The organism is Paraburkholderia tropica (assembly GCF_014171495.1).
Lineage (GTDB): Bacteria > Pseudomonadota > Gammaproteobacteria > Burkholderiales > Burkholderiaceae > Paraburkholderia > Paraburkholderia tropica.
Map to the genome: position 1 here is coordinate 860840 of NZ_CP049135.1, position 12505 is coordinate 873344.

Below are 12505 nucleotides of genomic sequence, written 5' to 3' on the forward strand. Positions count from 1 at the left end.
CGCGGCGCGCCTGGGTTGCGCGCGTCAGTTAGCGCACACGATCAGCGCTTCGCGGCCCGCAAGCGCCGCCACAGCGTGGTCTTGCTGATGCCGAGCTGTTCGCACACGCGCTCGCGGTCGCCGTCGCAAGCGTCGAGCGCCGCGCGAATTTCGTCGGCCTGCGCGCTCAGGGTGCGCTCGCGCAGCGTCGGCGGTGCGTCGCCGGATTCAGGCGGCGTATCGATGCCGACGTCGCGCGACGCGTCGCCCGCCGACGCCTCGCGCGGCGCGGCCAACACTTCCGGCGCGATCGCGCGCAACACCTCGGGCGTGATCACGTCCACATCGGAATCCGCGAGTTCCACCACGATCCGCTCGACCACGTTCTGCAACTCGCGCACATTGCCAGGCCACGCATGGCGTTCGAGCGCGCCGCCGATCGGCGCCAGCGCACGCGCCGCATCGTCCTGGGTGCGGATTCTGAGCGCCACGCGCGGTTCGCGTCGCGCCGATTGCAGCAGCAGTTCGGCGGCGAGCGGCTCGATATCGGCATGCCGTTCGCGCAGCGGCGGAATCGCCAGATTCAGAATGTTCAGCCGATAAAACAGGTCCGCGCGAAACGCGCCGGTCTCGATCTGCTCGGTCAGCGCGCGATGCGTCGCGGCCACCACGCGCACGTCGACGCGCGTCGGTTCCGTCGCGCCCAGCCGCACCACTTCGCGCTCCTGCAACACGCGCAGCAAGCGGCTCTGCAATGGCAACGGCATCTCGCCGATCTCGTCGAGAAACAGCGTGCCGCGATGCGCCGCCTCGATCAGCCCGACCTTGCCGCCGCGCCGCGCGCCCGTGAACGCGCCCTCCTCGTAGCCGAACAGCTCACTCTCCAGCAGCGCCTCCGGAAACGCGCCGCAATTGATCGCGACGAACGGAAAATCGCGCCGCGCGCTTTCGCGATGCAGCCCCTGCGCGACCACCTCCTTGCCGGTGCCGCTTTCGCCGCGGATCAGCACGGTCGCATCCGATTTCGCGTAACGCTGCGCCAGTTGCCGCACGCGCGCGATGCCGGGCGTCGCGCCGCTCAGATCGGCGATGCGCCAGCGCGCCACGAATTGCTGCGTGCGCTGCCGCGAGCGCAGCGTGCGGTCGAGCCGCTCCACCGCGCGCGATTCCTGAAACGTCAGCACCGCGCCCGTGGTCACGCCGTTGTCGACGAGCGGCCCGCGATGCACGACATAGCTCACGCCGCGCACGGTTTCGAGCGATTCGCCGTCGGCGTCGGGCAGCGTGAAGGCGATGTCGGGCGCGAGCGCGGCGAGCGTCTGCCCCGCCGCCGCCGACGGATCGATACCGAGCACGCCCGCGAGACGCTGATTGATCGCCTCCACGCGGCCGCGCGCGTCGAGCGCGACCACGCCGTCGCGCAGATGCTGCAACACGCTGTCGAGCCGCTGACGCCGCTGCGTCTCGCGCCACGTGGCCTGCACGACTTCGAGCGCGTTATCGAACGCCGCATGCACCGACGAGCGCGAATAGACGAAGAACGGCACCAGCCCGAGCCGCGCCGCGAGATCGTTGACGAGACCCGGCCCGACCACCGCGCCCACGCCGCGGTCACGCAGATCGAGCACGCAGGCCTCGGCGTCCTGCACAGTGCGATACGAGGCGAACACCACGTCGATGCCATAGGCGCTCGCGAAACGCCGCACCTCGCTGGGCGTCTCGCCATACGTGACGAGCGCGACCAGATCGGCCTCGCGGCGCGCGCGGGCGAGCGCCTGCATCACGTCGAAACCGGTGGGTTGCACGAGCACGACGGGCAAATCGACGCGCGACTTCAGATACGTGCCGTTCGAGCCGGCCGCCACCACCACGTCGGGGCGCTGGCCCGGAGCGGCGGCGGCGATCTCGGCGGCGGCCTCCTCGAAGCCGCGCGGCACCACGCGCAGGTCGGCGCGGTCGTCGTATTCGCGCGCGATGTCGCGGAACAGGTCGCGCAGGCGGCTGATGCCCATCGCCCAGACGCGCGGGCGGAATTCCGAAGGTGCGGGAAAGCGGTTCATGAGTGGGTTGCGGCGGATTTCACGAGATTCTTTTCATTATTGCGCTTCGATTTCAAATTTGAAATCGACATTTCACTTGCGAAATCGGGGCGTGAGCGACACGCGCCGCGATCCGGCGCAAAATCAACGCGTTAGCGGCAGGCCTTCGCGCTGGCACGGTATCTGCAGTATCTGCGCCCGTTCCCTCGGAGAATCAACACATGAACAGCAAATCCCCCTCGAGCGCCGGCGCGAAATTCCGCGCCGCCGTGGCTACCGAACACCCGCTGCAAGTCGTCGGCGCGATCACCGCCTACGCCGCGAAGCTCGCCGAGCAGACCGGCTTCAAGGCCGTCTATCTGTCCGGCGGCGGCGTGGCCGCGAACTCGCTGGGCGTGCCGGACCTCGGCATCAGCACGATGGACGACGTGCTCATCGACGCGCGCCGCATCACCGACGCGGTCGACATTCCGCTGATGGTCGACATCGACACGGGCTGGGGCGGCGCCTTCAACATCGCGCGCACGATCAAGTCGTTCATCAAGGCGGGCGTGGCGGCCGTGCACCTCGAAGACCAGGTGGGCCAGAAGCGCTGCGGTCATCGCCCGGGCAAGGAAGTCGTTTCCACCGACGAAATGGTCGACCGCGTGAAGGCCGCCGTGGACGCGCGCACCGACGACCAGTTCGTGATCATGGCGCGCACCGACGCGGCCGCCGTGGAAGGCATCGACGCCGCGATCGAGCGCGCCATCGCCTACGTGGAAGCGGGCGCGGACATGATCTTCCCCGAAGCGATGAAGACGCTCGACGACTACCGCCGCTTCCGCGCGGCCGTGAAGGTGCCGATCCTCGCGAATTTGACCGAGTTCGGCTCGACGCCGTTTTTCACGACCGACGAGCTCAACAGTGCGAACGTGGACATCGCGCTCTACTGCTGCGGCGCGTATCGTGCGATGAACGCGGCGGCGCTGAACTTCTACGAGACGGTCAAGCGCGACGGCACGCAAAAAGCCGCCGTGTCGACCATGCAGACGCGCGAGGATCTCTATAAGTACCTCGGCTATCACGCTTACGAAGACAAGCTCGACGCGCTGTTCGCGGCGAAGAAGTAAGCGGCGCGCGCCGCCCCCAATCATTCGAGACATCCAGAAAGAGGAAGACATCATGAGCGAAACGGACAACACCACGCAGGCCGCAGGCGGTTTCAAGCCCAAGAAGTCGGTCGCGCTTTCGGGCGTGGCGGCGGGCAACACGGCGCTGTGCACGGTCGGCCGCACCGGTAACGACCTGCACTATCGCGGCTACGACATTCTCGACCTCGCCACCGCGTGCGAGTTCGAGGAAGTCGCGTATCTGCTGGTGCACGGCAAGCTGCCGAACACGGCCGAACTCACCGCGTACAAGACGAAGCTCAAGGCGCTGCGCGGCCTGCCCGCGAACGTGAAGGCGGCGCTCGAATGGGTGCCGGCCTCCGCGCATCCGATGGACGTGATGCGCACGGGCGTCTCCGTGCTCGGCACGGTGCTGCCCGAAAAGGACGATCACAACCTGCCGGGCGCGCGCGATATCGCCGACCGTCTGATGGCCGCGCTCGGCTCGATGCTGCTGTACTGGTATCACTATTCGCACAACGGCAAGCGCATCGAAGTGGAAACCGACGACGACTCGATCGGCGGCCATTTCCTGCATCTGCTGCACGGCGTGGAGCCGTCGAAGTCGTGGGTCGATGCGATGCACGTCTCGCTCAATCTGTACGCCGAGCACGAGTTCAACGCCTCGACCTTCACGAGCCGCGTGATCGCGGGCACGGGCGCGGACATCTACTCGGCCATCACGGGCGCGATCGGCGCGCTGCGCGGTCCGAAGCACGGCGGCGCGAACGAAGTGGCGTTCGAGATCCAGTCGCGCTACGACGACGCCGATCAGGCTGAAGCCGACATTCGCGCGCGCGTCGAGAAGAAGGAGGTCGTGATCGGCTTCGGCCATCCGGTCTATACGATCTCGGACCCGCGCAACAAGGTGATCAAGGAAGTCGCGAAGAAGCTCTCGAAGGAGCAGTCGAATCTCAAGCTGTTCGAAATCGCCGAGCGCCTCGAATCGACGATGTGGGACGTCAAGAAGATGTTCCCGAACCTCGACTGGTTCAGCGCCGTCTCGTACCACATGATGGGCGTGCCGACCGCGATGTTCACGCCGCTGTTCGTGATCGCGCGCACCGCAGGCTGGAGCGCGCACATCATCGAGCAACGCATCGACAACAAGATCATCCGTCCGAGCGCCAACTACACCGGCCCGGAAAACCTGAAGTTCGTGCCGATCGGCAAGCGCTGATCCGCTCCGCCAGTCGTCCGGACGGCATAGACCATACGGACGACTGCACGACGGCGGCGCGCATGCGTAGAGTGATGGCGTGAAGTCGTCGCCTGCGCCGCGCGCCGCGGCAATCCGCTGCAACCCTACTCAAACCATTGGTCCCCAAGCCGTGAATACCGCCCATCGCAAAGCCCTGCCCGGCACCCGGCTCGATTACTTCGACGCGCGCGAAGCCGTCGAGGCCATCCAGCCCGGCGCCTGGGACACGCTGCCGTACACCTCGCGCGTGCTCGCCGAAAATCTCGTGCGCCGCTGCGACCCGGCCACCCTCAACGCCTCGCTCGCGCAGCTCGTCGAACGCAAGCGCGACCTCGATTTCCCGTGGTATCCGGCGCGCGTCGTCTGCCACGACATTCTCGGCCAGACCGCGCTCGTCGACCTCGCCGGCCTGCGCGACGCCATCGCCGATCAAGGCGGCGACCCCGCCAAGGTGAATCCGGTCGTGCCGGTGCAGCTGATCGTCGATCACTCGCTCGCCGTGGAGTGCGGCGGCTTCGACCCGGACGCGTTCAAGAAGAACCGCGCGATCGAAGACCGCCGCAACGAAGACCGCTTCGACTTCATCAACTGGACGAAGAAGGCCTTCAAGAACGTCGACGTGATCCCGCCCGGCAACGGCATCATGCACCAGATCAATCTGGAGAAGATGTCGCCGGTGATCGGCACCCACGACGGCGTGGCCTATCCGGACACCTGCGTGGGCACCGACAGCCACACGCCGCACGTGGACGCGCTCGGCGTGATCGCCATCGGCGTCGGCGGCCTCGAAGCCGAGAATGTCATGCTCGGCCGCGCCTCGTGGATGCGCCTGCCCGACATCGTCGGCGTGGAGCTCACGGGCAAGCGCCAGCCCGGCATCACGGCCACCGACATCGTGCTCGCACTGACCGAATTCCTGCGCAAGGAAAAGGTCGTGGGCGCGTATCTGGAATTCCGCGGCGCGGGCGCGTCGAGCCTCACGCTCGGCGACCGCGCGACCATCTCGAACATGGCGCCCGAGTACGGCGCCACGGCCGCGATGTTCTTCATCGACGACCAGACGCTTGCGTATCTGCGCCTCACGGGCCGCGATGAAGAACAGGTGAAGCTGGTCGAGACTTACGCGAAAACGGCGGGCCTGTGGGCCGATTCGCTCGCGCACGCGCGGTACGAGCGCACGCTCACGTTCGATCTGTCGAGCGTGGTGCGCAACATGGCGGGGCCGTCGAATCCGCACAAGCGCCTGCCCACGTCCGACCTCGCGGCACGCGGCATCGCCGGACAATGGGAAGAAACGCCGGGCCAGATGCCCGACGGCGCGGTGATCATCGCGGCCATTACGAGCTGCACGAACACCAGCAATCCGCGCAACGTGATCGCGGCGGCGCTGCTCGCGCGCAATGCGAACGCGCGCGGCCTCACGCGCAAGCCGTGGGTCAAGAGCTCGCTCGCGCCGGGATCGAAGGCCGTGGAGCTGTATCTGGAAGAAGCGAAGCTGCTGCCGGATCTGGAGAAGCTGGGCTTTGGCATCGTCGCGTTCGCGTGTACCACGTGCAACGGCATGTCGGGCGCGCTCGATCCGAAGATCCAGCAGGAGATCGTCGACCGCGATCTGTACGCGACCGCCGTGCTGTCGGGCAACCGCAATTTCGACGGCCGCATTCATCCGTACGCGAAGCAGGCGTTTCTCGCTTCGCCGCCGCTCGTGGTGGCGTATGCGATCGCGGGCACGATCCGCTTCGACATCGAGAAAGACGTACTCGGCACCGACCCGCAAGGTCAGCCGGTGTATCTGAAGGACCTCTGGCCGAGCGACGAGGAAATCGACGCCATCGTGGCGCAGAGTGTGAAGCCCGAGCAGTTCCGCAAGGTCTACGAACCGATGTTCGCGGTCACGGCGACGAGCGGCGAAACCACCGACCCGCTTTACGACTGGCGCGCGCAAAGCACCTACATCCGCCGTCCGCCGTACTGGGAAGGCGCGCTCGCGGGCGAACGCACGCTGCGCGGCCTGCGTCCGCTCGCGGTGCTCGGCGACAACATCACGACCGACCACCTGTCGCCGTCGAACGCGATTCTGCCGAATAGCGCGGCGGGCGAATACCTCGCGAAAATGGGCTTGCCCGAAGAGGATTTCAACTCGTACGCGACGCACCGTGGCGATCACCTGACGGCGCAGCGCGCGACGTTCGCGAATCCCACGCTCGTCAACGAAATGGCCGTGGTCGACGGCGCGGTGAAGAAAGGTTCGCTGGCGCGCATCGAGCCGGAAGGCCAGGTCGTGCGCATGTGGGAAGCAATCGAAACCTACATGGACCGCAAGCAGCCGCTCATCATCATCGCGGGTGCGGATTACGGCCAGGGATCGTCGCGCGACTGGGCGGCCAAGGGCGTGCGCCTTGCGGGCGTGGAGGTGATCGTGGCGGAAGGCTTCGAGCGCATTCACCGCACCAACCTGATCGGCATGGGCGTGCTGCCGCTGGAGTTCAAGGCGGGCACGAACCGCACGACGCTCGGTATCGACGGCACGGAGACGTTCGACGTGCGCGGCGAGCGCACGCCGCGCGCCGAGCTGACGCTGGTGATCAACCGCAAGAACGGCGAGCGCGTGGAGGTGCCGGTGACGTGCCGCCTGGACACGGCGGAGGAAGTCTCGATTTACGAAGCGGGCGGTGTACTGCAACGCTTTGCGCAAGACTTCCTGGAATCGACGCAAGCCTGACACGCCCCTCTCCCCCGGCCCCTCTCCCAGGGGAGAGGGGGGCACAATTCGACACGGGATTTTTATGAGCCATCAACCCCAGATCAAGATTCCCGCCACCTACCTGCGCGGCGGCACCAGCAAGGGCGTGTTCTTCCGCCTGCAGGATCTGCCCGCGGCCGCACAACAACCCGGCGTCGCGCGCGACCGGCTGCTGATGCGCGTAATCGGCAGCCCCGACCCCTACGGCAAGCAGATCGACGGCATGGGCGGCGCCACCTCCAGCACGAGCAAGACCGTGATCGTCGCGAAAAGCGAGCGCGCCGGCCACGACGTCGACTATCTGTTCGGCCAGGTCGCCATCGACAAGGCCTTCGTCGACTGGAGCGGCAACTGCGGCAACCTCTCGGCGGCAGTCGGTCCGTTCGCGATCAGCAGCGGTCTCGTCGATCCCTCGCGCGTGCCCGACAACGGCGTCGCCGTCGTCCGCATCTGGCAAGCCAACATCGGCAAAACCATCGTCGCGCACGTGCCCGTCACGAATGGCCAGGTGCAGGAAACCGGCGATTTCGAACTCGATGGCGTGACCTTCCCCGCCGCCGAAGTGCAGCTCGAATTCCTCGACCCCGCCGCCGAGGAAGAAGGCGCGGGCGGCGCGATGTTCCCCACCGGCCATCTCGTGGACGACCTCGAAGTGCCCGGCGTCGGCACGCTCAAGGCCACCATGATCAACGCCGGCATTCCCACCATTTTCGTGAACGCCGAAGCCATCGGCTACACGGGCACGGAATTGCAGGACGCAATCAACAGCGACGCCGAGGCGCTCAAGAAGTTCGAGACCATCCGCGCGTACGGCGCGCTGCGCATGGGCCTCATCAAGCAGCTCGACGAAATCGCCACGCGTCAGCACACGCCGAAGATCGCCTTCGTCGCGAAGCCGGCGGCGTACACGGCGTCGAGCGGCAAGCGCGTCGAAACTGCCGACGTCGATCTGCTGGTGCGCGCGATGTCGATGGGCAAGCTGCATCACGCCATGATGGGCACGGCTGCCGTGGCCATCGGCACGGCGGCGGCCATTCCGGGCACGCTCGTGAATCTCGCGGCGGGCGGCGGCGAGCGCAACGCGGTGCGCTTCGGCCATCCGTCGGGCACGCTGCGCGTGGGCGCCGAAGCCAGCCAGCACGAAGGCGAATGGACCGTCACCAAGGCCATCATGAGCCGCAGCGCGCGCGTGCTGATGGAAGGCTGGGTGCGGGTGCCGGGCGACGCGTTCTAAGTCGCGTTTGCCGGAAGCGCACGATCACCGTTCGCGGCAATAAAAAAACCGCCCTGATGCAGCAACGCATCAGGGCGGTTTGTGTTTTTCGGCGCGACGCGCGATTTCAGCTCTGCGGCGTCGGCAGATACGGCATCGGATCGACCGGCTTGCCGTCGCGGCGCACCTCGAACAGCACCGCCACGCGGTCGTTGTTCTCGTTGCCCATTTCGGCGATCTGCTGCCCCTGATGCACCATGTCGCCCGTCTTCACCAGCAGGCGGCGATTGTGCGAATACGCCGTCAGAAAGTCCTTGTTGTGCTGGACGATGATGAGGCTGCCGTACTCGTTCAGACCGGTGCCCGCATACATGACCTTGCCGTCGGCGGCGGCGATCACCGGATCGCCCGCCTTGCCTGCGATCTCGATGCCGCGCGTCGTGCCCGCCGCGAACGGCTCGACCACACGGCCCTGCGCGGGCCACACGAGCGTCACGCTGCTCGCGTGGCGCGCCACCTCGGCAGCCACGGCGCGGCTTTGCACGGTGTTCGCGGGTGCGGCGTTGCCCGGCGCGGCGGCCTGCACCGTGATCGTCTGCTTCGAGACGATCTTCAGCGACTGGCCCGCACGCAGGCGGCTATTCGACTTCAAACGGTTCCACGCCGACAGGTCCCGGACCGAGACGTTGTGGCTCGACGCAATGCGCTGCAGCGTGTCGCCGCGGCGCACGCGCACGTAGGTGGTCTTCGTGACGACGCGCGTGACCGGCGCGCTGGCGGCGGCTTGAGCCGCCTGGGCGGCGCTGGCTGCCGCGCCAGACGCGGGCGTGGCCGAAGCCGACGGGTCAGGTTGCGGCTGCGACGTCGGCGGGGTTTGCTGCTGGTCAACGTTTGCGCAGGCGCCCAGCAAAACGGCCAGGCCCACACCGGCGAGACCGGCACGCAAGCGAGACAGACCGTAGGTCCACTGACCCTGACGATCTTCGAACATGTTTTAGCTCCTTGTGCTGCGCGGCGGCTTGCGTCGTCCGGGTGGCATCGTGCGGTTTGCAGCGTCGTCGCGCGCTCCCGCCTCTCCTGGCCAACCCCGGACGCTCGCGTCCAGCCCGCTTCCATCTGCATTCAAATTACGTGCTTCTTCAAGCAAAACGCTCCAACCGTCGTACAAAAGTCGCACTACGGCTCAATAGCGTCCTTCCCGAAACACCCGGCATTGTAAAGTGCGCTTCACATATATCAGGGCTGCGACAACACTCTGATACCTCTGATACAACTCGCCCGACCCAGCGTCGTCGAAGCCGCTCGCGCGGCGACGCAAAAAACCGGGCATTCCCCAGCCAACGCCCGTCAGACGGCCTTCTCCGCCTTCTGGACTCACAACGGGGGCGCACAAATAGCGCCAGTTCACGGTGTAATCTCTTTTGCATATCGGCAGGAAATTCGAGAACTTGAACCGGCTTGCACGCTGAAAGCCCTTTGAAAATTAAGGTAGTATTGCCTTCAACGAGCGTCAGCGCGCCTGTCACGGGAACCCTGAGGCGTCCATCCGGTCTTTTCCTGGGACTCGCGCGTTGCCGCGCCCTCCCGGTTTGCGCCGCGACGGCCCTGGCGGCCGCCGTCAACGAGGCGAACTGGCCCCGCCAGGCTGACCAGGCTGTTCTCCGCCCGGCGCGCCAACGAGGCCACCGCTTGCGGGTGCCTGCCGTCGCTCATCAACGCTTGCCGCCGGTCTCGCCGCGCCTCGCCGTTTTTTTTCGCAGCACCTATTTTTTGCATGCGCCAGTCCGGCCGTGCGCGCCGTCCGGCGGCTCCGGACCCCGCGCCGCTCGCGTCTGGCGCCGGATCCATGTCACAGTCATCCAATCGTCTCGTCGAACTCGACTTTTTTCGCGGACTCGTCCTGCTCATCATCGTCGTCGACCATATCGGCGGCAGCATCATTTCGCGCGTGACGTTGCACGCCTACGCGCTCTGCGACGCCGCCGAAGTGTTCGTCTTCCTCGGCGGCTACGCCACGGCCACGGCCTGGGCCGCGCTCTGCGCGCGCCGCACCGAGGCCGCCGCGCGCCAGCGCTTCGTCAAGCGCGCCTTTGAGATCTATCGCGCTTTCGTGGTCACGGCCTTGCTGATGCTGCTCGTCACCGCCATCCTGACCGCACTGAACGTCGACGCCCCCAATCTCGCGACCACCGATCTCGACGACCTCATGCTCGCGCCCGGCACCGCGCTGCGCGACATCGTGCTGCTGCGCCGTCAGCCTTATCTCGCGGGCGTGTTACCGATGTATGCGTGCTTCGCGCTGGCCGCGCCGCTCGCGTTGCCGCTCGCGCGCACGCGCCCCTGGCTGCTCGCGGCGATCAGCCTCGCGCTGTGGGGCGTCGCGCCGCATTTCACGCCATATCTGCCGCATGTCGCCGACGTGCACTGGGACTTCAATCCGCTCGGCTGGCAACTGATGTTCATGGCCGGCGTGATCGCCCAGGCGCAGCCGGTGTTCCAGAGCGTGACCGCGCGGCCGAAGCTCGGCACCGTCGTCACGATGCTCGCGCTCGCCGTGGTCGGGGCGGCGGCCATCTATCGCCTGCACCTCGGCAACACGCCGCTCGACGGCGATTTCAAGCGCAATCTCGCCTGGTTCCGCGCGCTGAACTTCTTCGGCATCGCGTGGCTCGTCGCGCACATGATCCGGCTCGGCTGGGCGAAGCGCCTCGCGACCTCGCTGCCGTGGGTGGGCCTCGTGGGCCGCAAGGGCATGCTCTCGTTCGTGGCGGGCGCCGTGATCTCGCTGACCGTGGACTCGGTGCTCTACTGGTACACCGACGGCTATCTCGACGTGCCGCTCGGCCTCACCGCCGACGCCGTGGCGCTCACCGCGCTGTTCATCGTCGTGCGCGCCGCCGATCCGCTCAAACGGCTGCTGCCCTCGCGCGCGAAGGCGTCGGCCTGAGGCGGGCGGCGGCCGGGCGCGCGCGTCGTCGGCGCGTCGTCGGCGCGTCGCTCACGCGTCGTTCACGCGCCGTCGGCCGTCACGCGAATATCCTCCGCTTCCTGGCCGCGCGCACCGCTGCTAGCATGATCACCCCGCGCCGCAGGCGTGCCTTCGAGACCGGCTTTCCCGTCATGCGCAGCTCCTTCCGCCCCGCGCCGTTCGGCTCGCTGTTCAATGCACGCTTTGATGCGGCCACCGCTGCGAACTCCAACGCGCGCGCCGATACGCCATCGGCCTCGCTCCGTGCCGCGCAAGGCGTCGCTTGCCGAGCGACGCGCCGCCTGACGCGCGCCCTCGCCCGCATGGCGACGACGACGGGTTTCGTCGCGATGACGTCGTCAGCGGCGTTCGCGGCGCTGGCCGCCACGCCGACCCTCGCGGCGGCCAGCACGATCGCGGTGCGCACTTTCCACGCCGCTGCGCTCAATCGCGAGTGGCCGTACGTGGTCTATCTGCCGAGCGGCTATCGCGCCGACACCGCGCGCTATCCGGTGCTCTACCTCCTGCACGGCAACAATGGCGACGCGATGGACTGGATCACCCAGGGCGACCTGCAAACCGCCGCCGACGCGCTGATCGCGCGCCACGAGATTCCGCCCGTGGTGATCGTGATGCCGCAAGGCGGCACCGACTGGTACGTCGATCGCAAGGAAAAGATGGAGACGGCGTTCTTCAACGACCTGATGCCCGAGATCGAACAGCATTTCGCAGTCGAGGACGACCGCGGCGGCCGCGCGATCGGCGGCGTATCGATGGGCGGGTTCGGCGCGCTGCGCTACACGCTCGAGCATCCCGAGATGTTCTGCGGCGCGTTGCTGCTCTCGCCCGCGATCTATTCGGGCGATCCGCCGCCGGCCTCGTCGGCGCGGCGCGTGGGTGTGTTCGGCGATCACCAGTTCGATCCGCACATCTGGCGCACGCTCAACTATCCGGCGCTGTGGAGCGGCTATTTCGGGCGGCCGTGGCGCGTGCCCTTCTTCATCGCCTCGGGCGACGACGACCTCGTGATCCAGGCCGAATCGTCGCTGCTCTACACGCGGCTGCGCGAGGCAGGCAATCCGGCGGCGCTGCGCATCGTCGACGGCGGACACGTCTGGCCGGTCTGGCGGCAGTTGCTGCCCGCCGCGCTCAAGTACGCGCTCGCCTGCGTCCACTGAGGACGGCCAAGGCGCGATCGACGGATCCGGCGC

The 12505-nt window shown here is 67.2% G+C and carries 8 protein-coding genes; 6 read left to right on the plus strand and 2 right to left on the minus strand.

Annotation, left to right across the window (positions count from 1 at the left end; genetic code table 11):
• Positions 1-41: 41 nt before the first annotated feature.
• Entirely contained in the window at positions 42-2039 is a 1998-nt protein-coding gene (gene prpR / locus G5S35_RS18685; protein ID WP_183039395.1) for a propionate catabolism operon regulatory protein PrpR, read from the minus strand.
• Between the two features lie 200 nt (positions 2040-2239).
• On the opposite strand from prpR, the gene prpB reads away from it, so the two are divergent.
• The 4 genes from prpB to prpF all read left to right on the plus strand — a co-directional run bounded on the left by prpB (position 2240) and on the right by prpF (position 8347).
• Complete coding sequence (gene prpB / locus G5S35_RS18690; RefSeq protein WP_065059477.1) at positions 2240-3130, plus strand: methylisocitrate lyase; 891 nt, start codon at positions 2240-2242, stop codon at positions 3128-3130.
• 52 nt (positions 3131-3182) lie between these two features.
• Positions 3183-4349 carry a bifunctional 2-methylcitrate synthase/citrate synthase gene (gene prpC / locus G5S35_RS18695; RefSeq protein ID WP_183039396.1) on the plus strand — a complete coding sequence of 389 codons (1167 nt, stop codon included), beginning with the start codon at positions 3183-3185 and terminating at the stop codon, positions 4347-4349.
• Between the two features lie 151 nt (positions 4350-4500).
• Positions 4501-7092 (plus strand): Fe/S-dependent 2-methylisocitrate dehydratase AcnD, encoded by a 2592-nt coding sequence (gene acnD / locus G5S35_RS18700; RefSeq protein WP_065059475.1) that lies wholly within the window; start codon positions 4501-4503, stop codon positions 7090-7092.
• 64 nt (positions 7093-7156) lie between these two features.
• Positions 7157-8347, plus strand: a complete 1191-nt coding sequence (prpF, locus tag G5S35_RS18705) for a 2-methylaconitate cis-trans isomerase PrpF (protein WP_065059474.1) — start codon at positions 7157-7159, stop codon at positions 8345-8347.
• A gap of 106 nt (positions 8348-8453) precedes the next feature.
• Here the strand turns inward: prpF and G5S35_RS18710 are convergent, their stop codons facing one another.
• Positions 8454-9317: a peptidoglycan DD-metalloendopeptidase family protein gene (locus tag G5S35_RS18710; protein ID WP_065059473.1), complete on the minus strand. Its 864-nt coding sequence runs from the start codon at positions 9315-9317 to the stop codon at positions 8454-8456.
• 855 nt (positions 9318-10172) lie between these two features.
• Between G5S35_RS18710 and G5S35_RS18715 the strand changes: the two genes are divergently transcribed.
• Both G5S35_RS18715 and G5S35_RS18720 read left to right on the plus strand, forming a co-directional pair.
• Complete coding sequence (locus G5S35_RS18715) at positions 10173-11273, plus strand: OpgC domain-containing protein (protein ID WP_065059615.1); 1101 nt, start codon at positions 10173-10175, stop codon at positions 11271-11273.
• Positions 11274-11644: 371 nt separating this feature from the next.
• Positions 11645-12472 carry an alpha/beta hydrolase gene (locus G5S35_RS18720; protein WP_065059614.1) on the plus strand — a complete coding sequence of 276 codons (828 nt, stop codon included), beginning with the start codon at positions 11645-11647 and terminating at the stop codon, positions 12470-12472.
• Positions 12473-12505: the final 33 nt, after the last annotated feature.

What these genes read in the sequence shown, in the direction of transcription:
- prpR (WP_183039395.1), bottom strand. Translation starts at nt 2,039, where the DNA reads ATGAACCGCTTTCCCGCACCTTCGGAATTCCGCCCGCGCGTCTGGGCG.
- prpB (WP_065059477.1), top strand. Translation starts at nt 2,240, where the DNA reads ATGAACAGCAAATCCCCCTCGAGCGCCGGCGCGAAATTCCGCGCCGCC.
- prpC (WP_183039396.1), top strand. Translation starts at nt 3,183, where the DNA reads ATGAGCGAAACGGACAACACCACGCAGGCCGCAGGCGGTTTCAAGCCC.
- prpF (WP_065059474.1), top strand. Translation starts at nt 7,157, where the DNA reads ATGAGCCATCAACCCCAGATCAAGATTCCCGCCACCTACCTGCGCGGC.
- G5S35_RS18710 (WP_065059473.1), bottom strand. Translation starts at nt 9,317, where the DNA reads ATGTTCGAAGATCGTCAGGGTCAGTGGACCTACGGTCTGTCTCGCTTG.
- G5S35_RS18715 (WP_065059615.1), top strand. Translation starts at nt 10,173, where the DNA reads ATGTCACAGTCATCCAATCGTCTCGTCGAACTCGACTTTTTTCGCGGA.
- G5S35_RS18720 (WP_065059614.1), top strand. Translation starts at nt 11,645, where the DNA reads ATGACGTCGTCAGCGGCGTTCGCGGCGCTGGCCGCCACGCCGACCCTC.